The organism is Sphingomonas sp. CFBP 13603 (assembly GCF_014892665.1).
Classification (GTDB): domain Bacteria; phylum Pseudomonadota; class Alphaproteobacteria; order Sphingomonadales; family Sphingomonadaceae; genus Sphingomonas.
On sequence record NZ_JADBIA010000011.1, the window covers coordinates 44,757 to 71,474 of the forward strand.

The 26,718-nt window shown below is 67.2% G+C and carries 24 protein-coding genes and 1 tRNA gene; 17 read left to right on the top strand and 8 right to left on the bottom strand.

Annotation, left to right across the window (positions count from 1 at the left end):
- Positions 1–4 precede the first annotated feature (4 nt).
- Together IFR23_RS15700 and IFR23_RS15705 are read right to left on the bottom strand one after the other, a co-directional pair.
- Positions 5–1,474: a Y-family DNA polymerase gene (locus IFR23_RS15700; protein WP_197978491.1), complete on the bottom strand. Its 1,470-nt coding sequence runs from the start codon at positions 1,472–1,474 to the stop codon at positions 5–7.
- Positions 1,443–2,225 (bottom strand): hypothetical protein, encoded by a 783-nt coding sequence (locus IFR23_RS15705; RefSeq protein WP_192976704.1) that lies wholly within the window; start codon positions 2,223–2,225, stop codon positions 1,443–1,445. Before IFR23_RS15705 ends, IFR23_RS15700 begins: the two co-directional genes overlap by 32 nt.
- 165 nt (positions 2,226–2,390) lie before the next feature.
- Here IFR23_RS15705 and IFR23_RS15710 point away from each other — a divergent pair.
- Positions 2,391–2,465: transfer RNA gene (locus IFR23_RS15710), tRNA-Gly, on the top strand.
- A gap of 125 nt (positions 2,466–2,590) precedes the next feature.
- Here IFR23_RS15710 and IFR23_RS15715 read toward each other — a convergent pair.
- Together IFR23_RS15715 and IFR23_RS15720 are read right to left on the bottom strand one after the other, a co-directional pair.
- Entirely contained in the window at positions 2,591–3,985 is a 1,395-nt protein-coding gene (locus IFR23_RS15715) for a sensor histidine kinase (protein WP_192976705.1), read from the bottom strand.
- Positions 3,975–4,640: a response regulator transcription factor gene (locus IFR23_RS15720; protein ID WP_342344980.1), complete on the bottom strand. Its 666-nt coding sequence runs from the start codon at positions 4,638–4,640 to the stop codon at positions 3,975–3,977. Before IFR23_RS15720 ends, IFR23_RS15715 begins: the two co-directional genes overlap by 11 nt.
- A gap of 109 nt (positions 4,641–4,749) precedes the next feature.
- Here IFR23_RS15720 and IFR23_RS15725 point away from each other — a divergent pair, with 109 nt between their 5' ends.
- The 5 genes from IFR23_RS15725 (at position 4,750) to IFR23_RS15745 (ending at position 10,195) form a co-directional block, all read left to right on the top strand.
- Positions 4,750–5,832: an ABC transporter substrate-binding protein gene (locus IFR23_RS15725; RefSeq protein WP_192976706.1), complete on the top strand. Its 1,083-nt coding sequence runs from the start codon at positions 4,750–4,752 to the stop codon at positions 5,830–5,832.
- On the top strand, positions 5,829–7,310 hold the full coding sequence (locus IFR23_RS15730) for an OprO/OprP family phosphate-selective porin (protein WP_192976707.1): 1,482 nt from the start codon (positions 5,829–5,831) through the stop codon (positions 7,308–7,310). Before IFR23_RS15725 ends, IFR23_RS15730 begins: the two co-directional genes overlap by 4 nt.
- Positions 7,311–7,527: 217 nt before the next feature.
- Positions 7,528–8,829 (top strand): CitMHS family transporter, encoded by a 1,302-nt coding sequence (locus tag IFR23_RS15735; protein ID WP_056064457.1) that lies wholly within the window; start codon positions 7,528–7,530, stop codon positions 8,827–8,829.
- Between the two features lie 40 nt (positions 8,830–8,869).
- Positions 8,870–9,529 carry an alpha/beta fold hydrolase gene (locus IFR23_RS15740; RefSeq protein WP_192976708.1) on the top strand — a complete coding sequence of 220 codons (660 nt, stop codon included), beginning with the start codon at positions 8,870–8,872 and terminating at the stop codon, positions 9,527–9,529.
- 51 nt (positions 9,530–9,580) lie between these two features.
- Entirely contained in the window at positions 9,581–10,195 is a 615-nt protein-coding gene (locus IFR23_RS15745; RefSeq protein WP_192976709.1) for a DUF2238 domain-containing protein, read from the top strand.
- Here the strand turns inward: IFR23_RS15745 and IFR23_RS15750 are convergent.
- On the bottom strand, positions 10,185–11,399 hold the full coding sequence (locus IFR23_RS15750) for a UbiH/UbiF/VisC/COQ6 family ubiquinone biosynthesis hydroxylase (RefSeq protein ID WP_192976710.1): 1,215 nt from the start codon (positions 11,397–11,399) through the stop codon (positions 10,185–10,187). The genes IFR23_RS15745 and IFR23_RS15750 overlap by 11 nt on opposite strands.
- A gap of 162 nt (positions 11,400–11,561) precedes the next feature.
- Here IFR23_RS15750 and IFR23_RS15755 point away from each other — a divergent pair, with 162 nt between their 5' ends.
- The 6 genes from IFR23_RS15755 (at position 11,562) to IFR23_RS15780 (ending at position 18,854) form a co-directional block, all read left to right on the top strand.
- Entirely contained in the window at positions 11,562–13,871 is a 2,310-nt protein-coding gene (locus IFR23_RS15755; protein WP_192976711.1) for a DNA translocase FtsK, read from the top strand.
- 212 nt (positions 13,872–14,083) lie between these two features.
- Entirely contained in the window at positions 14,084–15,469 is a 1,386-nt protein-coding gene (locus tag IFR23_RS15760) for a carbohydrate porin (protein ID WP_192976712.1), read from the top strand.
- An 81-nt stretch (positions 15,470–15,550) separates the two neighbouring features.
- Positions 15,551–16,180 (top strand): LolA family protein, encoded by a 630-nt coding sequence (locus tag IFR23_RS15765; RefSeq protein ID WP_192976713.1) that lies wholly within the window; start codon positions 15,551–15,553, stop codon positions 16,178–16,180.
- A gap of 336 nt (positions 16,181–16,516) precedes the next feature.
- Entirely contained in the window at positions 16,517–17,299 is a 783-nt protein-coding gene (locus IFR23_RS15770; RefSeq protein WP_192976812.1) for an exodeoxyribonuclease III, read from the top strand.
- A complete protein-coding gene (gene ribA, locus IFR23_RS15775) occupies positions 17,296–18,342 on the top strand; it encodes a GTP cyclohydrolase II (RefSeq protein WP_192976714.1) in 1,047 nt (348 codons plus the stop codon). The genes IFR23_RS15770 and ribA overlap by 4 nt, the downstream gene beginning before the upstream one ends.
- A 29-nt stretch (positions 18,343–18,371) precedes the next feature.
- Positions 18,372–18,854: an ElyC/SanA/YdcF family protein gene (locus IFR23_RS15780; protein WP_192976715.1), complete on the top strand. Its 483-nt coding sequence runs from the start codon at positions 18,372–18,374 to the stop codon at positions 18,852–18,854.
- Between the two features lie 136 nt (positions 18,855–18,990).
- On the opposite strand, the gene IFR23_RS15785 is transcribed toward IFR23_RS15780, so the two are convergent.
- Positions 18,991–19,671, bottom strand: a complete 681-nt coding sequence (locus tag IFR23_RS15785; protein WP_192976716.1) for an HAD family hydrolase — start codon at positions 19,669–19,671, stop codon at positions 18,991–18,993.
- Positions 19,668–20,342, bottom strand: coding sequence for a YggS family pyridoxal phosphate-dependent enzyme (locus IFR23_RS15790; RefSeq protein WP_192976717.1), 675 nt, complete (start codon positions 20,340–20,342; stop codon positions 19,668–19,670). Before IFR23_RS15790 ends, IFR23_RS15785 begins: the two co-directional genes overlap by 4 nt.
- Before the next feature lie 22 nt (positions 20,343–20,364).
- On the opposite strand from IFR23_RS15790, the gene IFR23_RS15795 reads away from it, so the two are divergent.
- Positions 20,365–20,922 carry a thiamine phosphate synthase gene (locus IFR23_RS15795; RefSeq protein WP_342344981.1) on the top strand — a complete coding sequence of 186 codons (558 nt, stop codon included), beginning with the start codon at positions 20,365–20,367 and terminating at the stop codon, positions 20,920–20,922.
- 130 nt (positions 20,923–21,052) lie between these two features.
- On the opposite strand, the gene IFR23_RS15800 is transcribed toward IFR23_RS15795, so the two are convergent.
- Positions 21,053–21,760 (bottom strand): hypothetical protein, encoded by a 708-nt coding sequence (locus tag IFR23_RS15800; RefSeq protein WP_192976718.1) that lies wholly within the window; start codon positions 21,758–21,760, stop codon positions 21,053–21,055.
- 290 nt (positions 21,761–22,050) lie between these two features.
- On the opposite strand from IFR23_RS15800, the gene IFR23_RS15805 reads away from it, so the two are divergent.
- From IFR23_RS15805 to holA, 4 genes are read left to right on the top strand one after another with little or no spacing between them, the layout of a single operon-like run.
- Complete coding sequence (locus tag IFR23_RS15805; RefSeq protein ID WP_056053843.1) at positions 22,051–22,482, top strand: DUF3576 domain-containing protein; 432 nt, start codon at positions 22,051–22,053, stop codon at positions 22,480–22,482.
- 11 nt (positions 22,483–22,493) lie between these two features.
- A complete protein-coding gene (leuS, locus tag IFR23_RS15810; RefSeq protein ID WP_192976719.1) occupies positions 22,494–25,082 on the top strand; it encodes a leucine--tRNA ligase in 2,589 nt (862 codons plus the stop codon).
- Entirely contained in the window at positions 25,079–25,609 is a 531-nt protein-coding gene (lptE, locus tag IFR23_RS15815) for an LPS assembly lipoprotein LptE (RefSeq protein ID WP_192238436.1), read from the top strand. Before leuS ends, lptE begins: the two co-directional genes overlap by 4 nt.
- Positions 25,606–26,625, top strand: a complete 1,020-nt coding sequence (gene holA / locus IFR23_RS15820; protein ID WP_192976720.1) for a DNA polymerase III subunit delta — start codon at positions 25,606–25,608, stop codon at positions 26,623–26,625. Before lptE ends, holA begins: the two co-directional genes overlap by 4 nt.
- Positions 26,626–26,718: the final 93 nt, after the last annotated feature.

Genomic DNA, 26,718 nt, shown 5'->3' on the forward strand with positions numbered 1-26,718 from the left:
ATCCTCACGCGAAGACGCCGTGGAGGTACCAGCGGGGCGTCTCCATCTCGGAATACAGGCCGTGGCGGAAGATCCAAAAGCGGCGGCCGCGGCGGTCTTCGATGCGGTAGTAATCGCGCGTCGGGATGTCCTGGCGTCGCCACCATTCGCCGGCGATCCGTTCCGGGCCTTCGCTGTGCGCGACGTCGTGCACCGTGCGGCGCCAGCGGAAGCGGTGCGGCGGGCCGTCGGGGACTTCGGCCATCATCGATTCGATCGGTTGCGGCGGGTCGAACAGGTAGATCGGCCGCAGCGGCGGTTCGTCGGTTTCGGGCGCGATCCACGGCGTTGGGGCGGGCGCTTCGGCGGCGGGCAGCATCAGCTCGGCCTGTTCGGGAATATGATTGTCGCGCGCGGAGAACCGGCGGACGCGCGTCCGGCCCAGTCGTGTACCGAGCTGGTCGACGAGTTGCGCGACCTCGCCCTTCTGCGCCTCGCCGCCCTCCAGCTTCAACTGCGACGCGTCGAGCTTCTCCGCGAGCGCCACGTCGAGCCGGACCAGATCATAGCCGAACCCCGGATCGAGCGGATCGGCGAGGCTGTCGATCCGCTCGCGGAACAATCGCATCAATAACGCTACGTCACGTGTCGGCTGACCGGTCTCTATTCGCAGGCGCTGGACGAGGCCGTCGGCGCGGAACAGGCGCGCTTCCCAGCGGCGGCCGCCCTCGTGACGATCGGCAAGCTGAGCCGCGGCTTCGGTGGCGAGTTCGGCCAGCATCTCGAGTGCGTATTCGGTGCGTGCGATGGGTTCGGCGAAGCGGCGTTCGACGCCGATCTTCGGCACCGTCCGCCGCGCGACGATCGGTCCCTTCACCGAGCCATCGAGCCGGCGGATCATCATCGCCGCCTCCTCGCCGAACCGTGCGGCGATCGTCGCCAAGGGCCGCGCCATCACGTCGCCGACCGTCTTCAGCCCGGCGCGCGACAACGCGGTCGTCGCATCCTCGTCCAGCCCCAGCGCCGCCACCGGCAACCGCTTGACCGCGCGCTTTTCATCCGGCGCCGGCGCCCCGGCATACCGCGCCAGCGCGCGCGCCGTGTCGGGTGTGTCGCCGAACGCGTGGCGTACCAGCACACCCCGGCGCGCGAGGCGCTCCTCCAGATCGGCAGCCAGACGGCGTTCGCCCTCGAACTCGTGCACGCACCCGGCGATGTCGAGGATCAGGCCATCGGGCTCGTCGAGCGCGACCGACGGCGTATAGCGCTGGCACCCGTCCGCGAGCCGCTCGAGCCATTCGTGATCGGCATGCGCGTCATGCTCGTACACCTCCAGCTCCGGCACGCGCGCCCGTGCGTCGGCGAGCGTCAGCCCCGGCTGGAGCCCTGCCCGCACCGCCTCGCGATCGAGCGACTTCAGACGGACCCCACCCGAGACCGATTCGACGAATGCGATCGGCGTCTCAGCCCGTCCGACGAACAAATGCGGCCGCATCGTCCGCAGCCGCTCGATCGGCAGCCACGGGAATACCAGCGCCAGGTAGCGCCGCGGAATCACCAGAGGCGAAGGCGTTTTGGTCGAAGATGTGCGCGTCACGGTCCCACTCCACACGCCAGCGAAGCCCGGCCTGGCCTCCGCGTCGGCGTAGCAATTCGATGTCGAAGGCAGGTTTGCCAGGTGCGTCGGCTTCCAGCAGCCGGGAGCAGGATGCCGCCACCCGCCAGCGCGACGCGGCCGCACTCGGCACCGGTTCGGCACCGATGCGCAGGCTGAGGATGGTCACACCCGAGCCTTCCGCGGCCAGCATCAGCCGCCGCGTCGCAGTGAGGTCGAGTCCGGGCGCCCTGCCCCAGGATTCCATCACCAACGTGCCGAGCCCATGACACCGCGCAGCATCGGCAGCGGCGCGTAGCAAGCTCGCCTCGTCCTCGACCAGTCCCAGCACCAGCGACGTCACGTCGAGCCCCATCTCGACCAGCCCGGTCGCATGCAACCTGCCCCCCTGCCGCTCGCTGGCCTCGGTCCGCAGCCACATCACCGGCGCTGCCTTTGCCGCCAATATCGAGGCGACCGCGAACCCCGCGGCGCTCGCCGAATCATCGATCGTCGCAAAAACCTCGTGCAACTGCGCCTTCGCCATGCCCTGCGTCAGCCACGCATCGTCGGCGCGATCGTCGCCCTGGGTCGGCATCCCCACCGTGGCGATCCGCTTCAGGCGGGCTATCAAGGCAAGCGACTCGTTCACAACTGTTCTTGTAATGTTCTAGTGCCGGAGTCGCCAAGCGGAATCGTGTCTGCAGCAAATTTCACACGAAAGTTGAAAAGGCGCTTGCCGTCCCGGAAACACCGGGCTAACAGCGCGCCTCACCCAGTCACCGTGTCGCTTCAGACCGGAGACATAGGCGCCAGAGCGGGCGTAGCTCAGGGGTAGAGCACAACCTTGCCAAGGTTGGGGTCGAGGGTTCGAATCCCTTCGCCCGCTCCAGTTTTCCCAATCGTTGGGATACTGACACACCGTCGAAACGACGGTTCAGCGTCACCGTGATTCATCACCGATCGCCTGCAAATCCTTCATGCCAGCGCCTTCGCCCTATCCGCATGGCGCGATCGTCATTGCTTGGTGCGCGCGAATTTCAAGATTATCGTGGTGCCGATGTCCGCATCGCCGAATGCGACGTCCGCGTTGAGGCGGGTCGCCGCCGAGCGCACGATCGCCAAGCCGAGACCGCTCCCCTCCGGGCTGCCGGCAGCATCCAGCCGGACGAACCGATCGAACGCGGCGTCGCGGTGCTCGGGCGCGATGCCCGGACCATCGTCGACGACCGCGATCGTCGTTTCCGACGGCGTCGTCTGGAGCCTGACCGAGACGGTGCCGCCGCGCCGGTTGTAGCGGATGCCGTTGTCGATCAGGTTCGACACGATCTCGAAGATCAGCGTGCGGTGGCCGGGGACGACGTGGCCGACCTCGGGGTCGCCTTCTATGGTCAGATCGATGCCCGCTTCGATCGCGCTTTTGATCTGTCGGGTGATCACCGCAGCCGCCACTTCGCGCAGGTCGACCGCCTCGAGTGGCGCGGACACGCCCGCCTCCTCGGCGCGCGCCAATGCCAGCAACTGCGTCACCAGGCGTTCGAGACGTATCACCGCGTCGGCGATCTCGTCGAGCGCGACGCTGCGTTCGGGGCCCGAGCCGCGGCGGGCGAGTGCGACCTGGACCTTCAGCACCGACAACGGCGTACGCATCTGGTGCGAGGCGTCGGCGGTGAAGCGGCGGACGCCGACGGTGGCCGTGTCGAGCTGCGCCAGCAGGCGGTCGAACGCGCCGGCGAGCGGGCGGAGTTCGCTGGGGAGCGGGCCAGTGTCGAGCGGCGAGAAATCGGGACGCGCGCGTTCGTCGCGTGCCTCCACCGCGTCGCGGAGGCGGGCGAGCGGACGGAGGCTCCAGCCTAACGCCGGTCGCAGCAACAAGGCGGCGGCGCCGACCAGCACGCATTCGCCGATCAGCAGTGCGAGCATCAGCCGGCGGGTGAGTGCGCCGCGGTTGTCGAGCGTCTCGGCGATCTGGACGATTACGGGCTTGTCGATCCGGGGGAGCGAGCGGCGGACTTCGGCGATGCGGATCTGCTGGCCGCGGTAGCGCGCGAAGCGATAGCGCGGGACGTCGATCGAGAGCGTGGCGGGATCGGGAGCTGGCAGGTCCGCGTAGCCGGTGAGCAGGTCCGGGCCGACGGCGACGCGGTAATAGACGTTGTCGCGTTCGGTATTCTCCAGCATTCCGAACGCGGCGGACGGCAGGTCGAGCGTTACCTCGCCGCGTTCGACCTGCACCGTCTCGGCGATCGCGCCGAGCGCGCCACCGAGCACACGGTCGTTGGTGCGACGGACGACGTCGGCGATCAGCGTCGCACCGACCACGCCGATCAGGATCGCCGCCGCCAGCAACGGCCCGAGCACCGCGACCAGCAGGCGCGTGCGCAGCGCAGGAGTCCGCGTCTCAGCCGGCATCGAGCATGTAGCCGACCCCGCGGACGGTGCGGATACCGGGGCCATCGGGCGCTAGCTTGCCGCGGAGGCGCGTGACATGGACCTCGATCGCGTTGTCGCCGACTGGCTCGTCGAACCCGAACACCTCGCCGATCAGCAACGCTCGGGGGACGACCCGTCCGGCGCGGGTTGCAAGTGCCTCCAGCACCGCACGCTCCCGCCGACGCAGGTCGAGCGCACGACCGGCGATGTCCGCGTCACCAGTCGAGCGGTTGATCGTCAGCGTACCGACGCTCAGCACCGGCAGCGGATCGCCCCCGCGCCGCCGCCCCAGCGCTCGGACACGCGCCTCCAGTTCCTCGGGCTCGAACGGCTTCCGCAGGTAATCGTCAGCGCCGAGGTCGAGCCCGCGCACCCGGTCGTCGAGCGCATCGCGCGCGGTCAGCATCAACACCGGCACGCGTTCGCCGCGCCGCCGCAGCGTTTCGAGCACCGAGAAGCCGTCGATACCGGGCAAGCCGACGTCGAGAATGACGAGCGCATAGGGCTCGCCGGCGACCACCGACAGCGCCTCCTCACCGGTCGCGACGTGATCGACCGCGTTGCCGCCGGCGCGCAACAATGCCGCGATACTGCGCGCGAGGGCCGCGTCGTCCTCGATCAGCAGGATGCGCACAACGGCTCGTCCTGCGCCCGATCGGCGTGAAAGGTTGGTGACAGGTTCGCTTCGTACTCCACCGTTGCAGTCTATCCGAACACAGAGACGGAAGGCGAGGAGAGTGATGATGGCACGCATTTTAATGAAGATCGCGATACTGACCGGGCTGTCGGCGCTTGCCGCGACAGCCGTGGCACAGCGCCCTGCCAATTATCCCCGCTCCTACGACCAGCTGATCTCCGACGCGCGTGCCGAGCGGCAGGTGCGGATCTACGGCAATGCCGATCGTGCCGAACTGCTGCCGGTCGTCGCCGCGTTCCGGAAGCGGTATCCGGGCATCACCGTACTCTACGCAGACATCGGCTCGACCGAGATGTACCGCCGCTTCGTCACCGAGACGCGCGCGAAAAAGATGTCCGCCGATCTCGTCTGGTCGTCGGCGATGGACCTGCAGGTCAAGCTGATCAACGACGGCTTCGCACAGGGCTATGCGAGCCCCGAAAAGCCCGCGCTGCCGCCGGTGTCGGTGTGGAAGAACATGGGCTTCGGCGTCACCGCGGAGCCGATCGGGATCGTCTACAACAAGCGCCTCGTGCCGCCCGCTCAGGTGCCGCGCACGCACGCCGCGCTGGAGACATGGCTGCGGAAGAATGCGCGCGCCCTGACAGGCCGGGTGACCACGTTCGATCCGGCGCGCTCGAATGTCGGCTATCTGTACCTGTCGGAGGATCTCGCGATCACGCGCGATACGCGGTCATTGCTGGAGGCGATCGCCGCGACCAAGCCCGTGCTGTCGCGGACCAGCGAGCCGATGCTGCGCGGCGTCGCCGAGGGGCGGCAGGCCCTCGCGTACAACGTCATCGGCTCGTACGCGGTGGAACGCGCGCGGACCGATCCCCGCATCGGCGTCGCGTTCCTCCAGGACTATACTATCGTCACGTCGCGGATCGCGTTCATCGCGCGCGAGGCCGCGCACCCCGCGGCGGCGAAGCTGTTCCTCGATTTCCTGCTGTCGCGCGAGGGCCAGTCGCTGCTCGCCAGGCGCAGCCTGTGGCCGGTCCGTACCGACGTTTCCGCCCGCCGTCTTCCCTCGAGCCAGGCGCGACCGATCCGCGTGGGGCAACAACTTCTCGTCAACCTCGACCGCGTCAAGCGCCAGCGTTTCCTGCGCGACTGGACCGCGATTCTCGCCACCGGAGCCCAACAATGACTCTCTTCCGTACCGGGTGCGCCGCACTCGCGCTGATCGCCGCGACGCCGGCGCTGGCCCAAGCTCCGAGCAACGCGGACCTTGCCGCGCTGGTCCGTGCGCAGGCCGCCGAGATCGCCGCGCTGAAGTCGCGGCTAGACCGGCTGGAGAACGTCGCCGCCGTCGCGCAGGCGTCCGCGCCCGTGCCGCCCGTCCAAATCGCACCGCAGGCCGTCGCGCAGAACACCGAGCCGCGTCGCACGGTACCGTTCGCGCCGCAGCTCGCGCCTCCGGGCCCCGCCGACCGCAGCGTCGCGCAGGCGGTTGCCGCACGTGACAATCCGTCGGGCGTGACCACCGAATGGGGCGCCGGGCTGCCTGTCTTCCACTCGGCGGACGGGGTCTACACGTTCAAGCCGCGCGGCCGTATCCTGACCGACGTCAGCTCGAGCTTCGGCTCGAAGTACGACGGCCGCAACATCACCACGACCGGCATGCGCGCGCTGCGCCTCGGTCTCGAAGGCGGCGTCGGCACGCATTTCTTCTACCAGTTCGAGAGCGATTTCTCGGAGAACGAGGTCGACGTCGTCACCGCGTTCGTCGGCTGGCGCAACAAGATCAAGCCGGGCCTGGACTACGACGTCCGCGCGGGGCACCTGTTCAACGATCGCGGCTTCGAAGGCTCGACCGGCTCGGACTCGACCCCGTTCCTGGAGCGCACCACGGTCTCGACCGCGATCATCCCACAGCGCGGTTTCTACGGCGTAGGGATCATGCCGCGCATCTTCTGGAAGACCGGCCACGCATCGGTGACGATCACCGGCGACCGGATCGACGGGACGCAGACGGTCGGCGACAGCCGCACGGTGCTCGGCCGTGCGCACTGGAACCCGATCAAGTCCGACACCGGCGTGCTCCATCTCGGTGCCTGGGGCTTCGACGAGTCGCTGTCGTCGGTGGCGGGCACGCTGACTCGCAACACGGTGATCGGCGGCCGCTTCAACGGTGCGCTGCGCGTGTCGACAGGCCCGCTGATCGGCGGCACGGGCACGACCGGCTACGGGGTCGAGCTCGGCGGCTATCGTGGGCCGTTGTGGGTGATGGGCGAGGCGGGCCGTCGCAACGCGCGGCTCGACGGCGGGCGTCCCGATTTCGTCAGCAAGGCGTGGAGCGTCTCGGGCGGTCTGTTCCTGACCGGCGACCTGCCGCCGTACAACCCGCGGCTCGGCAGCTTCGGCCAGCCCAAGGTGTTGAAGCCGACCTTCGACGGCGGGGTCGGCGCGATCGAGCTGACCGCACGCTACGAAAGCCTCGATTTCGACAATCTGCTGACCGGCGGCGACGGCTGGGCGGCGACCGTCGGGGTCAACTGGTATTTGAACTCCTTCACCCGCTTCCAGGTGAACGCGATCCAGTGGAACACCGACAACCGCGCCGGCGACTATGTCGGCAACGATAGCGGGCAGACGCTCAGCGCCCGCGTCGGCGTCACCTTCTGATGCTGGCCGGCATGCGATCTGCCACGACGGCCCGGCCCCACCCCTCCGTCATCCTGACGAAAGTCAGGATCCAGAGCCACAAGGGACCACGCTCCGTAACCCTGGGTCCTGACTTTCGTCAGGATGACGGAGTGTTCGTGGCGGCCCCCGCGACGATAACCTCGGCGATGCCTGCCACCCCCACCCCCCTATTCACGCCCTTTCCTAGGACGATGCGATGAACCTTGCCCTGCTCGGCTTCCTGATGGTCGCCACGTTCATGACGTTGATCATGACCAAGAAGATGACGCCGCTGGTCGCGCTCATCGTGATCCCTTCGATCTTCGGCGTATTCGCGGGTGAGGCCGCGGGTCTCGGCCCGATGATGATCGACGGTATCAAGAACCTTGCGCCGACCGGCGTGATGCTGCTGTTCGCGATCCTGTTCTTCTCGACGATGACCGACACAGGCCTCTTCGATCCACTGGTCGGACGGCTGATCCGGATGGTCCACGGCGATCCGATGCGGATCCTGATCGGGACGGTCGTGCTGTGCGCGCTCGTCAGCCTCGATGGCGACGGCTCGACGACGTACATCATCACGATCGCCGCGCTGCTGCCGCTCTACAAGCGCTTCAACATGAACCGGCTGTACCTCGTCTGCCTGTTGATGACGACGAGCGGGATCATGAACCTGACGCCGTGGGGCGGACCGACCGCGCGCGCAGCGAGTGCGCTGAAGCTAGATCCCGCGACGCTGTTCCTGCCGTTGATCCCCGGCATGATCGCCGGCCTCGCCTTCCTGATCGGGCTCGCGGTGTATTTCGGGCGCAAGGAACGCGTCCGGATGGGTGAGGCGGGGATCACCGCGGACACCGAGTTCACCGGCATGGCCGTCTCGCAATATCCCGAGGCACGCCGTCCCAAGCTGATCTGGTTCAACGCCGCGCTCGTCATCACGCTGCTGACGTTGCTGGTGTGGGGCATTCTCCCGCTGTCGGTGCTGATGATGCTGGCGTTCGCGATCGCGATGATCGTCAACTATCCCGGCGTCGCCGACCAGAAGGAGCGCATCTCCGCGCATGCCGGCAACGTGCTCGCGGTCGTCTCGCTGATCTTCGCGGCGGGCATCTTCACCGGCATCCTCGGCGGCACCGGCATGGTCGAGGCGATGAGCAAGGCGGTGGTCGGTGTGATCCCGCCCGCGCTCGGGCCGTACATGGCGCCGATCACCGCGGTGCTGAGCATGCCGTTCACCTTCTTCATCTCGAACGACGCGTTCTATTTCGGGATGCTGCCGATCCTCGCCGAGGCCGGCGCGCATTACGGCGTCGCACCCGAGGCGATCGCCCGTGCATCGCTGATGGGCCAGCCGGTCCACCTGCTCAGCCCGCTGGTGCCGTCGACCTACCTGCTGGTCAGCCTGGTCGGGATCGACCTCGCCGATCACCAGCGCTTCACGCTCGTGCCCGCGATCGCCGTGTGCGTCGTGATGACGATCGTCGGCATGATCGCGCTCGCCTTCCCGTTCGTCGCCTGAGGTGAGCATCCCCGCAACTCGCCGCTACCGGAGATTTCGCATGGTCCGACCGCGTACACCGTTGATGCTGCTCCCCGCGATGGGCTGCGACGGCCAGCTCTGGGCCCGCCAGATCGTCGACCTCGCCGGGATCGCGCAAGTGGAGTTCGGCGACCTCTCCCAAGACGATACGCTGTCCGAAATGGCCGCACGCGTGCTTGCCAGCGCACCACCGCGGTTCGCGGTCGCCGGCGTCAGCCTCGGCGGCTACGTCGCGATGGAGATGGTGCGGCAAGCCCCCGACCGGATCGAGCGGATCGCGCTGTTCGGCACCCGCGCGTCGATGGAAGTGCGCCCGCGCACCGTCGTCGGCCAGGGCCTGCTCGCCACCGCGCCGCACGCCGACCCGCGCCTGACCGCGATCGTCGCCGGCCCCGCACAGGCGATGGCGGAGCGCGTCGGCCAGACCGTCTTCGAACGCCAGCAACGCGCGCTGCTCGCGCGTCCCGACATCAGCGACGCGATCGCCGCGATCCACGTCCCGACGCTCGTGGCGGTCGGCGACCGCGACCTGATCTGCACCCCCGACGACGCACGCGCGCTGAGTGCGCGGATCGAGGGCTCGCGGTTCCACATGCTGCGCTCCTGCGGCCACCTCGCGCCGATGGAGCGTCCCGGCGAAGTCACCGCGCTGCTCCGCCAGTGGCTGAAGACCGGCTGATCGATTAGGAGGGCCCCTTACAAGGACCCTGTCCTTCGACGAAAGCGCATCATGACCTCGACCGACCGCCGGCTTCCCATATTGGCAATCCTGTGGTCGATCGGGCTCTTGGCATCCGGCTGGGCGCCAGCCGATCGCGCGACGTGGTGGATGGAGATCGCACCCGTCCTCATCGCCTTCCCCATATTGGTCGCCCTGCGACGCAGCTTCGCGTTCACGACGCTCGCCCTCGTGCTGATCGCGCTCCACGGCCTCGTTCTCATGCTAGGCGGCGCTTACACCTATGCGCGCGTACCGGTCGGTTTCGCGGTACAGGACTGGCTGCATCTCGCCCGCAATCCCTATGTTCGGTTCGGCCATCTGATGCAGGGCTTCGTGCCCGCGATCGTGCTGCGCGAGATCCTTGTCCGGACCGGCAGCATCGCGTCCAGTCGGCTCCTGATCGTCACCGTCCTCGCCTACTGCCTGTCCGTCAGCGCCTTGTACGAACTGATCGAGTTCGGCGCCGCCGTCGCGCTCGGCCAAGGCGCGGACGCGTTTCTCGGGACGCAGGGCGATCCGTGGGATACGCAGTGGGACATGCTGATGTGCCTGGTCGGCGCCATACTCGCGTTGCTCCTGCTATCCCGCGTTCACGACAGGCAGATTGTCGGCCTCAGGTCTTGAGACCCTGTAACAGCTTGGGCAAGTCACCCGATTCACCGCGTGCTTCCGCCATGAATCGATCCTTGAGCGGCGGGATCGCATTGACCGCGCTGATGCCGAAGCGGCGGACGGCGCTGGCGGTCTTGCCGGGGAGGCCGAACAGACGGGTGAGCGTGTCGGTGGCCGCCGCGGTCATGAACGTGTCGAGCCCGCGCCAGCGCTGGTAGCGCGCGAGCAGCGCCGCATCGCCGAGGTCGAGGCCGAGGCGCTTGCCCTCGACCAGTACCTCGGCGAGCGTGGCGACGTCGCGGAAACCCAGGTTGAGCCCCTGTCCGGCGATCGGGTGGATGCCGTGGCCGGCGTCGCCGACCAATGCGAGACGCGTGTCGGTGATGCGCGCGGCGTGGTGGAAGCCGAGCGGGTAGCTCGACCGCGGCGTCGCCATCGACAGCGTGCCGAGGAAGCCGCCCATGCTCTTTTCCGCTTCCGCGAGGAACGCTCGGTCGCCAAGTTTCAGCATGCCGGGAGCGTTCTTCGCGTCGACCGTCCAGACGATCGCCGAGCGATGGCCATCGGCATCATCCGGAAGCGGGAGCAGCGCGAACGGGCCGCTCGCGTAGAAGATCTCGTACGCGACATCCTCGTGCGAACGCTCGTGATGGAACGCGGCGATGATCGCGGTGTGCTCGTAGGACCAGCGCGCGATCGTGATCCCGGCGGCCTCGCGCGTCGGCGAGTTGCGGCCCTCCGCGGCGATCAACAGCGGCGCGCGAATGACGTCGCCCGAGTCCAGCGTGGCGGTGACGCCCGATTCGGCGCGGTCGACCGACGTCGCGCGCGTCTGCATGCGGAGGTCGACATGCGGCGCGGCAGTCGCGGCATCGAACAGCGTGCGGCGGAGCAGCTTGTTCTCGTACATCGTGCCGAGCGCACCATCGTCCGCGGCGGGGACGAAATCGAGCGCGCCGGGTTCGAGGCCATCGCTCACCCGAATCTGGCGGATCGCACAGCCCTGCCCCGCCAGCGTCGCGCCGATGCCGATCGCGTCGAGCATCCGGTGGCTCGCGCTCGCGACTGCCGACGCACGGCCGTCGAAGCCGGGCGCCAGCGTTATCGCGGGGTCGGCGGGGTCGATCACGATCGTCGAGATGCCGTGCACGTCGAGCGCCACGGCGAGCGTCGCGCCGACCAGCCCGCCACCGAGGATGATTACATCTGTGTCCATGGTCGCGCTGTATCCCGGTAGCCGGTCGCTGCCAACGACGATCCGGGCGCAGCTTAACCCGTGTTGTCGCGTGGTTACCTTGACGTTCAGCCCGCCCGGCGCGATGCATTCTCTATTGTAGAGAATCTCTACATATCATGGTGAATCTGGAGAATACGGGTCATGGCCAGCCGCGCGCAGCCAGCCTTGTGGCGTGAGACGGTGAAGGCGGGTGCCGTCCGCAGCGGCGCGCTGATCGCGGCGATCGCATTGTTCGTCGGCACGCTGCTGATGGCGCTGGCGCTGGCGAGCTATCACCCGAGCGATCCCGCGCTGAACACCGCATCGGGCGGCGACCCCGCGAATCTGGTCGGGCCGCCGGGTGCCTGGTTCGCGGACATCGCGCTCACCCTGTTCGGGCCCGCCGTCGCGCTGTTGCTGCCGATTGGGCCGATTCTCGGGATGCGACTGTGGCGTGACGCGCCGCTCGGGCATTGGGTGCGGATGGTGCGCGGCGCGGCGATTGGCGTCGCGCTGATGGCGAGCGCGCTGGCGTTCGTATCGGGCACGTCGGTGCTCGCGCTCCCCGCCGGCTGGGGCGGCGTGATCGGCCTGTCGGTCTCCAGCGCCGTCCACTGGGCGTTGAGCTTTATCGGCCAGCCGGTTGCCGAGCTCTGGTCCGCCCGCGCAATCGGGCTGGTCGCCGCGATCGCGGGTGCGATCGTCTGGGGCAAGAGCATCGAGATCGATCTCGGCGAGCGCAAATGGCGCCTTCCCCGCCGCAATCGCACCGAGGCGCTGGGCTATGACGGCTTTGCGGAGATCGAGGACGACGCCGAGCCGCTGACGTTGACGCGCAAACCGGTCGAGCCGCGTGCGGTCGCCGAACCCGATTCGCGCCCAGCGCCGGTGATCGCCGATCGCCAGAACGCACCGTCGCAGGCGAAACCCAAGGAGCGCCAGTCGTCGCTCGACCTGCGCGATAATTTCACGCTGCCGAGCCTCGACCTGCTGACCCCGTCGCCGCCGAGCCAGGGCAACGTGATCGACAAGGCGGGGCTGGAGCGCAACGCGCGGCTGCTGGAGAACGTGCTCGACGATTTCCACGTCAAGGGATCGATCATCGAGGTGCGGCCGGGCCCGGTCGTGACGATGTACGAACTGGAGCCGGCGCCCGGCATTAAGGCAAGCCGCGTGATCGCGCTGGCCGACGATATCGCGCGCAACATGTCCGCGATTTCCGCGCGTGTCGCGGTGATCCCGGGGCGCAACGTGATCGGCATCGAACTGCCGAATGCGCGGCGCGAGGCGGTGAGCTTGCACGAACTCGTCGGCAGCCAGACGTTCGAGGACCAGTCGGCGCAGTTGCCGATCATCCTGGGGAAGAACATCGCGGGCGATTCGGTGATCGCCGATCTCGCGCCGATGCCGCATCTGCTGGTCGCAGGGACGACTGGCTCGGGCAAGTCGGTCGGCCTGAACAGCATGATCCTGTCGCTGCTGTACAAGCTGACGCCGAACCAGTGCCGGATGATCATGATCGATCCGAAGATGCTCGAACTGAGCATGTACGACGACATCCCGCACCTGCTGTCGCCGGTCGTCACGGACCCTGCAAAGGCCGTGCGCGCCCTGAAATGGGCGGTCGAGACGATGGAGGATCGCTATCGCCAGATGTCCTCCGTGGGCGTGCGCAGCCTTGCCGGCTTCAACGACAAGGTGCGTGGCGCGAAGGCCAAGGGGCAGCCGCTCGGGCGGAAAGTGCAGACGGGGTATCATCCGGATACCGGCGCGCCGATGTACGAGGAGGAAAAGCTCGAATACGACGTGCTGCCGCAGATAGTCGTAATCGTCGACGAGCTCGCCGACCTGATGATGACCGCGGGCAAGGAGGTCGAGTTCCTCATCCAGCGGCTTGCGCAGAAGGCGCGCGCGGCGGGCATCCACCTTATCATGGCGACGCAGCGGCCATCGGTCGACGTCATCACCGGCGTGATCAAGGCCAACCTGCCGACCCGGATCAGCTTCCACGTCACCTCGAAGATCGATTCGCGCACCATCCTCGGCGAACAGGGCGCAGAGCAGCTGCTGGGCAAGGGCGACATGCTCTACATGCCTGGCGGCAAGGGCATCGTCCGCGTGCACGGGCCGTTCGTGACCGATGACGAAGTGCGGCTGGTGGCGGATCACTGGCGCTCGCAGGGGCTGCCGGATTACATTTCGTCGGTGACCGAGGAGCCCGAGGAGAGCTTCGCGCTGGAGGGCTCGCCGACGGGTGAGGATTCGGCGGAAGACCAGCAATATCGCCAGGCGATCCAGCTGGTCTGCGAGTCGCAGAAGGCCTCGACCTCGTGGCTCCAGCGTCAGTTGCGGATCGGCTACAACTCGGCTGCGCGGTTGATCGAGCGGATGGAGAAGGACGGCATCGTCGGGCGGCCGGATCATGTCGGCCGCCGCGAAGTGCTGCGCGATACCGAGGGGCATGCGATCTAGCGCTGCCCGCGCTATCGTTTGCCCTCGCTGTTCCCTCGCGAACGCGGGGGTCCAGGAACCAAGAACGATGTCGTCTGGAACCCTGGGCTCCCGCCTTCGCGGGAAAACTGGGAGGGGCGCCCTTCACTAAGTGGCGCACGCAGACCGGGGTTTCGATCGGCCGACGCCCGGTATACGGGGTTGATACAAGTTACGAAAAACAGGTGGGCGTAATGCAGTATCGGCGGTTGTTTGCGGCAGCGGTGGCGCTCGCCCTACCCGGTCAGGTCTCCGCGCAGGATACCGCCAAGCAGATCCCCGGCAGCAGCGCGACCGACACGCAGCACCGCCCGCGCTCCGGCGTGCGCCGTGACAGCGATCTCTCCCCCTCCGCGCTGACCGCCGATACGCAGCGTACACCGCCGCCTGGCCTGTTCGCCGACTGGTTCGATATCCGCAAACGTCTGGCCGATCGCGGCATCGGGGTCAGCGCACGCTATGCCTCGGAAAGCGCGTATAATTTTTCCGGCGGCGACCGGAAGCTGCTGCGCGAAACCGGCCAGTTCGACGTCGGCGTGCTGCTCGATCTCGACAAGGTCGTCGGCCTCAGGGGCGGCGCATTCCAGGCGACCGTTACCTACCGCCGCGGCCGCGATCTAGGTGCGGACGCCAATCTCGGCGTGCTGCAACAGGTGCAGGAAGTGTATGGCCGCGGGCAGACCGTCCGGCTGACGCAATTCTGGTACGAGCAGATGCTCGGCGAAAAGCTCGAACTAAAGATCGGCCGCACCAATCCGGGCGAGGATTTCGCGTCCTTCTCGTGTTATTTCCAGAACCTCAGCTTCTGCGGTGCGCCGCCGGGCAATCTGAACGGCGATTACTGGCAGAACTGGCCGATCAGCCAATGGGGCGCGCGACTACGCTACGACGTCAACGATCACCTGACGCTGAAGACCGCCGCCTACGAAGTGAACCCGCGCAACCTCGATAACGACTTCGTGATAGGCCATTTCCACGGCGCGACCGGCGCTCTGATCCCCGTCGAGGCAGAATGGCGACGCGGCGCCGACGACGGTCGGGTCGGTGCGTACAAGGTCGGCGGCTGGGTCAACACCTCGAACGGCGACGACGTGTTCTACGATGTGAACCGCCGGCCGATCGCGATCACGGGGCTCGAACCGCTCCGCCGCAACGCACGCTACGGGGTGTATCTCAACATCCAGCAGCAGATCACCGGCACGTCTAAGGACGGCAAGTCGGTCACCGGACTCAGCGTGTTCCTCAACGCGACGCAGGCCGACCGCGCGACCTCGACCACCGACAACCAGATCGCCGCGGGGCTGTTCTACAAGGGGCTAGTGCCGTGGCGGCCGAACGACATCCTCGGCTTCGGCGTGGCGCGGACCAACGTCAACGGGCGCGTAGCGAAGGGCCAGGCACTCGATCCGACGCGGCCTGCCGTGCAGGATGCGGAATACGCGTCGGAGATCTACTACAGCGTCCACCCGACCAAGTGGCTGGAACTGCGCCCGAACGTGCAGTGGGTCCACAACCCCGGCGGCGTACACGACGCGAACGACGTCGCGGTGCTCGGCCTGAAGGGCGCGATCACGCTGTAGCCGCCCGCTCTGAGGGAACTCGCCGAATTCAGTGGCGGTTCAAGCGCGGGCGGGCAACGGTCGCGCCTTGAGGAGATTTCGATGTTCAATACCCGCCCCGCGGTGATCGCGACGATCGCCGCTTTGTCCGTCGCCGCCGTGCCTGCCCCGATCGCCGCGCAGGCGACCGGTGACCTCGCCGCCGTGCAGAAGCACCTGCAATCGGTCGAGACGATGACCGCGAATTTCTCGCAGGCGGATCGCAACGGCAAGGTGCTGACCGGCGTGCTGACGCTGAAGAAGCCCGGCAAGTTGCGCTTCCAGTATGAAAAGGGCGTGCCGATCCTGATCGTCGCGGAGGGCGGCGCGCTGACCTTCATCGATTATTCTGTGAAGCAGGTGCAACGCTGGCCGATCAAGAACTCGCCGCTGGGCGTTCTGCTCGATCCGACGCGCGACGTCACGCGCTATGCCAAGCTCGTCCCCGGCTACGACCAGCGGATCGTGTCGGTCGAGGCGAACGATCCCAAGCATCCCGAATATGGCCGGATCACGCTGGTGTTCGTCCGCAACGCGAGCGCACCGGGCGGGCTGATGCTGCAGGGCTGGGTCGCGCTCGACAGCCAGAACAACCGCACGACGATCCGCCTGACCAACCAGAAATTCGGCGAAGCGGTCAGCGACAATACCTTCCGCTGGAACGATCCGCGCCGCACGGGTGTAAGAAAGTAACCTAAAATCGGTGTCATTCATGCAAGCGACAGGTTCGGCCCCCTAGAGAGTGGCCTGCGGATGTGGGGCATTCGGGATTTTTCCCCCTGTTGCCCGGATGGTTTCCCTACTTCTCGCCTGCGTGACGAACGCTGAGTTGGCCCTCGCTCCATGCCCCCGGAGCGGGGGTCTTTCGCGTAGAGCGGCAGGCAAACAAGTTTGCCAGACTCGCTCAAGCGCGGCCGACGAGCGATAGCTCGGTCGACGACAGCGGCTTTGCCGATGGCGCCTTCTTCCTTCTTCAAGGTCCGCACCCGCTTCCTTGTCCCCACCCCCACGCAACGCTACATCGCGCTCGTGAAGATCGTCTCCTGGAACATCAACTCGGTCCGTTTCCGGATCGCCATCGTCGAACAGTTTCTGCGCGACGAGCAGCCCGACATCCTGTGCCTGCAGGAGACCAAGGTCATCGACGGCGACTTCCCCTTGGCGGCATTCCGCGCGCTTGGTTACGAGCACATCGTCCTGCACGGCCAGCGCATGCACCACGGCGTCGCGATCCTCAGCCAAGTCCCGATCGTCGAGGACGACCGCTTCGACTGGCAGGCGAACAGCGAGGCGCGCCACATCGGCGTCCGGCTGGAGAACGGCGTACGGCTCGAGAACGTCTACGTCCCCGCCGGCGGCGATGTCCCGAACCGCGAGGTGAATCCCAAGTTCGGCCAGAAACTCGACTTCATCGAGCGCATGACGACTTGGTCGGAAACGCTGGCGGGGCCTACGATTTTGGTCGGCGACTTCAACATCGCGCCGCTCGAATCCGACGTCTGGAGCCACAAGCAGTTGCTCGACGTCGTCAGCCACACCCCGATCGAGGTCGAGGCGCTCGGCAAGTTGCAGGCGGCAGGCGACTGGGTCGATCTCGGCCGCCATTTCCACCCCGCCCCCGCCCGCCTGTTCACTTGGTGGAGCTACCGCGCAAAGGACTGGGCCGCGTCGGATCGCGGGCGTCGGCTCGATCACATGTGGGCGACCGGTGCCGCCGCCGAAGCCGCGGTGTCGCACCACGTCTACGAACGCTGCCGAAGCTGGCTCAAGCCGTCCGACCACGTCCCGATCATGACCGAGTTCGCATTTTGAGTAATCCCCGCGCCGCCGCCCGCGCGGTCGACGCGCTCAGGCGCGGCTGGCCGATCGCGATCGACGGGCTAGTGCTGCTCGCGGTCGAGACGGCGGATGCAGAGCGGTTGGCGGCGTTCGATTCCGACGCGAATGGCGCCGTGTTGATCTCGTCGGGCCGCGCGGCGACGTTGAAGCTCGCGAACCAACTCGCAGCCGCGGATCCGACCGAGCCCGTACTCGTCGATCGCGCCCCCTGGATCGATTTCGCCGCCGCGACCGCGCTGGCCGATCCGCAATTCGACCTCGCGACTCCGTTGAAAGGCCCGTTCCGCACGCTCCCGCTGACCGATCCCGAAGCAGCGGCCGCCGCATTACGACTCGCAAGAATTGCTGGACTGCTCCCCGCCTTCTTCCTCGGCACCGGCGAACCCGAAGTCAGCATAACAGCCGCGGACATCGACGCACACGAGGACGCGAACCGCCTGACACTCGCAGCACGCGCACGGCTGCCGGTCGAAGGCGCGGAGGATGCGGAGATCGTCGCCTTCCGCTCCCCCGAGAGCGCGGACGAGCACATCGCGCTCCTCGTCGGCCAGCCCAACGGCCAACCGCCGCTCGTCCGCCTCCACAGCGAGTGCCTCACGGGCGACGTGCTCGGCAGCCTCAAATGCGATTGCGGGCCGCAGCTGCACGCCGCGATCCACGCGATCCAGCATGGCGGCTGGGGGATCCTGCTGTATCTTCGGCAGGAAGGTCGCGGGATCGGGCTGGTCAACAAGCTGCGCGCGTATGCGTTGCAGGATCAGGGCTTCGACACGGTAGACGCGAATACCCGGCTCGGCTTTGCGGTCGATGCGCGGGATTTCGGGGTGGCGGCGCGGATGCTGACGCTGCTCGGCCAGCGCGAGATTCGGTTGCTGACCAACAACCCCGCCAAGGTCGCCGGGCTCGAAGCGGCGGGCGTGACGGTGATCGAACGCGTGCCGCATTTCCTCCCGTCGAACCCGCACAACGCGCAGTATCTCGCGACCAAGCGCGACCGCACGGGCCACCAGTTCTGACCGAGATTCCACCCTCACGCCGCCTGATCGTGGTGTTTGGCGCGGCGGTTCGTCCCGATGGCAGCCCGAGCCCGACGCTTGCCCGCCGCATCGCATTCGCGGCGGCGGCCGCGGCGCGCTACGTCGATGCGGACCTGTTCTGCTCGGGTGCGAAGGGCACGCATGGACCTTCGGAAGCGTCGGTGATGGCGGATGTGCTGGCCGAAACGGTGGACAGGTCGCGGATCCATCTCGACGAGGCGAGTGTGGATACGTTGCAGAGCGTCGTCGCGGCGACGGCGTTCGCGCGTGCGGGCCGGTATGCGCAGTGCATGATCTGCACCGACGGCTATCACCAGCCGCGCATCCGGATGCTGTTCGCGATGCTCGGCATGCCCGCGAGCGCGATCCACGTGCCGCATGGCGGGAGCCGGCGGTACCAGCTCAAGATGAGAACGCGCGAGGCGGCGGCAATTCCGTATGATCTGGTCGCGGGAATCGGTGCGATCTGGCGGCGGAAGCGGGCGGGCTAAGCGACCCTCGCCTCCACTCTAGTCAAGCGGAGCACCTCTGGCCGTCGTCTAGTTTGTTTCCCCGCGAAGGCGGGGACCCAGACTGGGCTCCCGCCTTCGCGGGAGAACAAGGAGGCAGGAGACCCCAAGGCTCCCATCAAATGCTTCCAATCAACCGCCCCACGTCGTCGAAACTCTCCGCCAGCGCGTCCACACCGATTGCCTTCAGCCGCGCGCCATGCTCGGCGTTGCAATGCGACCCAGCCGACAAGCCGATGACGTAGCCGCCTGACGCCACCGCGCCGGTCGCGCCGACAGGAGAGTCCTCGAGAATAGCCGTCCGCGCGATGTCGACGCCGAGCTGACGCGCGCCGAACAGATACAGGTCAGGCGCCGGCTTCCCGTTCGTAACATGCTCACGCCCGCTATAGAGATGGTCGCCGAACGCGTCGCGCAGGCCGATATGCTCCAGATGCCGCGCAATCCACGAAACCGGGCTCGACGAAACGATCGCCTTGGGCAGGTCGGCAGGGAGCGAGCGGACGAACGCCGCCGCGCCCTCGATCGCATCGACGCCAGCCGCCATCACGCGCTCATCCTCGGCCTTCCGCGCGGCGTAGAAATCGTCGGGGAGTGGACGGTCGATCCAGCGCTCGATCGCGTCGATAAACTGCGGCCCGGCGAGCCCCATGAAGTTCGCCATCGAATCTTCGGCGGTGGTCGGGTGACCCGCGGCGGTCAGCCACTCCGCGATGTGGCGGTTGCCGACGGCTTCGCTGTCGATCAGCACGCCGTCGAAGTCGAACAGCAGCGCGTCGAACCGGACCGCAATGCTCATGCGCCCGTCCCCCGTGCGCCGAACAGCGCGCTGCCGATCCGAACGTGAGTCGCGCCGATCGTCACCGCGGTCTCGAAATCATCGGACATGCCCATGCTGAGGCCTGTCAGCCCGTGGTCGCGCGCGAGTTTCGCCAGCAGCGCGAAATACGGCGCCGGCTCTATGTCCGCCGGCGGCAGGCACATCAGCCCGGCGATCGGCAGGCCGGCAGCACGCGCCTGCTCCACCAGCGCGGGCAGGTCGGCGATCGCGCACCCGCCCTTTTGCGGTTCGTCGCCGATGTTGACCTGGAGGAAACAGTCCGGCCGACGATCGCTCGCCGCCATCGCCTTCCCCAGCGCGGTGACCAGCGACGGGCGATCGACCGCATGGATGCAGTCGAACAACGCCACCGCCTCGGCCGCCTTGTTCGACTGGAGCTGGCCGATCAGGTGCAGTTCGACGTCGGGATACGCCGCACGCAATGCCGGCCATTTCTCCCACACTTCCTGCACACGGTTCTCGCCAAACACGCGCTGGCCCTCGGCGAGCAGCGGTTCGATCGCCTCGACCGGATGCGTCTTGGAGACCGCGATCAGCGTCACGTCGTCCGCGCGGCGATCGGCGATCTCGGCGGCCTTGGCGATCCGGGTGCGGATGGCCTGCAATTTGGTGGTGTCGTCAGCAATCATGCGGCGCGCTATAGGCAGCGGCGTGGCCCGTCGTAACCCCATTCCCGCGCGCTGGCTGATGACGGACGAGCGGATGGGCGACGCCTTGTGGCATGCGCTGAGGCAATTGCCGCCGGGATCCGGCGTGGTGTTTCGGCATTACGCCACGCCAGAGCGAGAACGGCGGGCGCTGTTGCGGCGGGTGAAGCGGATCGCACAAGCGCGCCGGCTAGTCGTTGTGGTGGCGGGAAAGCCTGTGATCGCGGCCGACGGCGTGCATGGTCGGGCACAGACGCACGGGATCAGAACCTGGCCCGCGCATTCGAGAGGCGAGGCCTTGGCTGGCAAGCGCGCTGGGGCTACTGCCCTGTTCGTGTCGCCGATCCACGTCACCCGATCACACCAGGGTGCAGCCGGGATCGGTCCGGCACATGCTCTGCGGATTGGACGCGGACTCGGGATACCAATGATCGCACTAGGCGGAATGACCGAGTCGCGCTGGCGGCAAATCCGGCGGTTCGGCTTCCATGGCTGGGCCGCGATCGATGCGTGGAGACCTACAGTACGCCGTCATCCTGACGAAAGTCAGGATCCAGAGTAACCGATCACTGCGTCTCATGGCACTGGATCCTGACTTTCGTCAGGATGACGGGAAGGGAGAGCTGCGCACCACCCGGATTCAGCTCGCGACGGCCAGTCTCGATTCCGACGAGCCTAGCTCCGTCGGACGCTTAGAAGCGGAAGGCGGTGCCCAGATACACGGCTTGGCTGTCGCGACGGTCGTCATCGACCTTCACGAAGCGCTCCCGATCCGACCGATACCGCACGCCCGCCGTCACCGCGAGGCTACGCGTCAGAGCGTAAGACCCGCCAAGATCGACCGAATAGCTCGGCGCGTCCTCGACAAGCCGCGGCGCGCTCGACAGCGGACGATCCGCCGCAGCCTTCACCGTGCCGCTAAACCGCTTGGCGCTATAGCTCACCGCAAGGTCAGCCGCCTCACGCCCACCCGGCATCACGCCGAGATCGAGCTTGTTCACGTCACCCGAGATCGCGAACCGCTTCCAGCCGACCGACATCCCAAGGTTGTAGGCGATCGGCGCAATACCGACGGTCGGCGTGGTCGAAGCAAGGCTGGCCGTGTTGGCGACACCGCGGTTGGTCTGCGCACGGACCGCAACGGTCACCGCCCGGTTGTCCTGCCGAGTTTCGGCGGGCGTGAACTTGAAGCTGCCGGCGTCGAAGCCACCGCGCGCGAACATCGCGGCAAGGCGGGGGTCGGCGGCGGCCGGCGTGAACGATCCGATACCGCGAACCGCGGCGACGTTATGCTTGGCGATCCGGGCGGGCTGTTCGCTGGCGCCGAAGGCAGGCGCGACGATTGCGGCGGTGGCGACAAGCGCCCCGGCAACCACCCCAACTATTCCCCCACGCGTCATCACAACGAATCTGTCCTTCGAATCCCGTAATCGGATTCTGTTAAACCGCATCTAACATGAATTGATCCACAGCAAAGGCCGCAGAACCGCCCATTCCCACCCTTCGTCGCCGAATTGTCGGACAGTGTTGCAATCAGCACACAGATCACTGCGATAGCGCTACCGAATCGGTCGCTTTCCCGGATCGGCCGCCCCCCGCGCATACGCTCGTCGCGCACGCCGGCGTCTGCTTGCGGGCGCGCGGGCTCGCCTGTAGAGCAAGGGCTGATTTTCTTGCCAGGATGATGCCCATGTTCCGCCGCTCGCGTATCGCAGTCGTGCTGTTTGCCCTGCCTCTCGTCGCTTGCGGCGGCGGATCGGCGCGTCCCAAGGCGGATCTCGCCGCGTCGAAGATCACGACGATCGGCGTGAACAGCTACCTGTGGCGCGCGAGCCTCGACACGCTCGGCTTCATGCCGTTGCTGCAGACCGACTCCAATGGCGGCGTGATCGTCACCGACTGGTACATCAACCCGCAGACGCCGACCGAGCGGATGAAGGTGACCGTGTCGATCCTCGACCAGGATCTGCGCGCCGATGCGCTCCGCGTTGCTGCCCTCCGCGAAGTCAACCGCAACGGCCAGTGGGTCTCGTCGCCGGTCCAGGCCGCGACCACGCAGAAGCTCGAGGACATCATCCTGACCAAGGCCCGCGACCTGCGCCGCGCCTCGATCGCGGGCTGAGGACTGATATAATGGCGTCGCGTTTCAATGCGTTGAAGGCGGACGCGGCGTGGCAGAAGGTCTGGGACGAACGCAAGACGTTCGCCGCGGACGACCTGTCGACCAAGCCGCGTTCGTACGTGCTCGAGATGTTCCCCTATCCGTCGGGGCGCATCCACATGGGGCATGTCCGCAACTACACGATGGGCGACGTGCTCGCGCGGTTCCGTCGGATGAGAGGCATGGAAGTGCTCCATCCGATGGGCTGGGACGCGTTCGGCATGCCCGCCGAAAACGCGGCGATGGAAAAGGGCGTCCATCCGGGCACCTGGACGCGCGCCAACATCGCGACGATGAAGGCGCAGCTGAAGCGCCTGGGCTTCGCGCTCGACTGGACGCGCGAACTGGCAACGTGTGAGCCTGAATATTACGGCCACGAACAAGCCCTGTTCCTCGACCTGTTCGCGGCGGGGCTCGTGTATCGCAAGGAATCGGCGGTAAACTGGGACCCGGTCGACATGACCGTGCTCGCCAACGAGCAGGTGATCGACGGTCGCGGCTGGCGCTCGGGCGCGCTGGTCGAGCGGCGGAAACTGTCGCAGTGGTTCCTGAAGATCACCGACTTCGCCGACGAGCTGGTCGACGGGTTGGGCGCGCTCGAGCATTGGCCCGACAAGGTCAAGCTGATGCAGGAAAACTGGATCGGCCGCAGCCAGGGCCTGCAGTTCAAGTTCGCGCTGGCGGGCAACGCGACCGGCATCGGCTCGGTTGAGGTCTTCACCACGCGCCCGGACACGATGTTCGGTTCCAGCTTCGTCGCGGTCGCCGCCGATCACCCGATCGCGCGCACCATCGCCGAAACGAACCCCGACGCCGCGGCCTTCATCGAACTCTGCAAGCGTGGCGGCACCACCGCGGCCGAACTCGACACGCAGGAAAAGCTCGGCTTCGACACCGGCATCCGCGCGGTGCACCCGCTCGACAAGACGTGGCACCTCCCGGTCTACATCGCGAACTTCGTGCTGATGGAATACGGCACCGGCGCGGTGTTCGGCGTGCCAGCGCACGACCAGCGCGATCTCGATTTCGCGCGCAAATACGACCTGCCCGTCAAGCGCGTCGTCAGCGAAGGCGATGACGAGGCCCCCGTGTTCGTCGGCGACACCGCCTGGATCGGCGCCGGCACGATCGTGAACTCGCACTTCCTCGACGGCATGGATATCGAAGACGCCAAGCGCGTCGTGATCGAGCGCGCCGAGGGCGAAGGCTGGGGCAAGGGCACGACCGTGTTCCGCCTGCGCGACTGGGGCGTCAGCCGCCAGCGTTACTGGGGCACGCCGATCCCCATCATCCACTGCGACGCGTGCGGCGCGGTGCCGGTGCCCAAGGATCAGCTGCCGATCATGCTGCCCGAGGACGTGTCGTTCGACATCCCCGGCAACCCGCTCGATCGCCACCCGACCTGGAAGCATGTCCCCTGCCCGTCCTGTGCAGGCCCTGCCCGCCGCGAGACCGATACGCTCGACACCTTCGTCGATTCGTCGTGGTATTTCATCCGCTTCGCCAGCCAGCCGGACGCGAAACCGTTCGACCGGTCGGGCGCGGAGAAGTGGCTGCCGGTCAACCAGTATATCGGCGGCGTCGAGCACGCGATCCTGCACCTGCTCTATGCGCGCTTCTGGACGCGCGCGCTGAAGCATATCGGCATGCTCGACATCGCCGAGCCATTTGCCGGGCTGTTCACGCAAGGCATGGTCACGCACGAGACGTATAGCCGAGGCGATGCCGGCGACGCGCAGCCGGAGGCCGACACCGACGACGACGATTCGAGCGACGCGCCGGTAAAGACGAAGTGGCTGTCTCCCGACGAGGTCCGCAAGACCGATACAGGGTATATCGAGATCGCGACCGGAGGCCCCGTGACGGTCGGCCGCGTGACGAAGATGTCGAAGTCGAAGAAGAATACCGTCGATCCCGAGCCGATCGTCGACCAATACGGCGCCGACGCCGTGCGCTGGTTCGTGCTCTCAGACTCGCCCCCCGAGCGCGATCTCCCCTGGAGCGAGTCCGGCATCGAAGGCGCGTGGCGGTTCGTCCAGCGTCTCTGGCGCCTGATCGAGTCCGACGACGACGCCAAGGCCGAGGGCGACGACATCGCCCTGCGCAAACTTTGCCACCGCACGACCGTCGGTATCGAGAGCGATATCAACGCCTTGCAGTTCAACAAGGCAGTCGCACGACTCTATTCCTTGTGCAGCGCGATCGAGAAAGCAGCACCCTCCGCAGACCGCGAACAGGCGATCCGCACGTTGCTGCTGCTCGTCAGCCCGATGGTGCCGCACGTCGCTGAGGAAGCCTGGGCGACCGCGGGCAATGACGGCCTGATCGCCGACGCTGCCTGGCCGATCGTCGATCCGGCGATGCTGGTCGACGACGAGGTCACGATCGCGGTGCAGGTCAACGGCAAGCTGCGCGACACGCTCGTCTTCCCCAAGGGCGCAGCCAAGGACGAGGTCGAAGCCGCCGCGCTCGCCTCCGAGAAGATCGTCCGCCTGCTCGAGGGCAAGCCGCCCCGGAAAGTGATCGTCGTGCCCGACCGTCTCGTGAACATCGTCGCATGAAGCGCCTAGCGATCCTCGGCGCACTCGCGCTGGCCCCGGCACTGTCCGGCTGCGGCCTGCACCCGCTCTATGCCGGCGGCAGCAGCGGTCCGGTCGCGGGCGCGCTCGGCCAGGTCGAGATCGCGCCGATCGCGGGGAAGAACGGCTGGCTGATGGCCACCGCGCTGCGCGACCGTCTGCCCTCGAACGGCGCACCGGCACTCTACCGGATCGACATCCGCCTCGACGACACGATCAGCGGCCTCGGCGTCCGCACCGACGACAGCGTCTCGCGCGAACGCCGCACGTTGCGCGCACGCTATCAACTCGTGCGGATAGGCGACAATTCGGTCCTGCTCGACGCGACCGCCGGCTCCGACGCCGGCATCGATGTCGTCCGCTCCGAATATGCGACGATCGCGGCCGAGAACACTGCGCTCGAACGCCTGTCGCAGATCGTCGCCGACCAGATCGTCGCGCGTGTTGCGCTGTATGCACGCAACACGCCTGCGGTCGCCGCGGCGCAGGCCACCTCGCCCGCCAAGTGAAGGCCAGCGCCGGCCAGATCCGCGGTGCGCTGGCCAAACCGGGCGGCGATATCCGCCTGTACCTGCTCCACGGCCCCGACGAGGCCGGCGCAAGCGACCTTGCCCGCGTACTGGCCAAGGCGATGGGCGCGGACGCTGAACGCGTCGATCTCGACGGCTCGATGCTCAAGAGCGACCCCGGCCGGCTGACCGACGAAGCCGCGTCATTGTCGCTGTTTGCAGGCGCAAGGTTTGTCCGCGTCGCCTCGGCGGGCGAGGAAAGCCTCGAAGCGTTCACCAACCTCTTAGCCGCCGAGCGCGTCGGCAACCCCGTCGTCGCGATCGCCCCGACCGTCAAATCGACCGCCAAGATCGTCAAGCTCGCGATCGACTCCCCGCGCGCGATGGCGTTCGCCTGCTACGCCCCGACCGCGCAGGACGCCGAACGCCTCGCCACCACGATCGCCAACGAGAACGGACTCCGCCCCGCCCCCGGCGTCGCCCGCCGCCTCGTCGATACGACCGGCGGCGACCGCGCCGTCATTTCGCGCGAGATCGAGAAGCTTGCGCTATACGTCGACGCAGCGCCCGATCGCCCCGCGGACCTCGATCACCACGCACTCGATGCGGTCGGCGCGGACCTCTGCGATGCTGAAATGAGCCGCGCAATCGACGCCGTTATCGAGGGCCGGGTCGACGATCTCGGCGCCGAACTCGCGGTGCTCGAAGAAGCCGGCACGTCGCCGATCCCCTGGCTCCGCCAACTCGTCCGCCGCCTGATCGCGCTTGCCGACATGCGCGGCGAAATCGACCGCGGCGAAGCGGTCGACGCGGTCATGAAACGCCATCGCGTGTTCTTCAAGGAAGAGGCGAGCACGGCCAGGTCGTTGCGCCGCTGGACCCCGACGATGCTCGCCACCGCGATCCAGCGGGTCCGGACCGCCGAGCGGGCGATCATGGCATCGGGGAATGCTGGCGGGGTTGTAGCGGAGGCAGCGGTGGTGGCGCTATCGCGGGCGATCGCACGGCGAAACTAACGCGCATCCGCAACCGCACTAGCGTCTGCCTCCGCTTCCCGCTTCCCAACACCCCCCTTCCGTCATCCCGGCGTACGCCGGGACCCATGGATA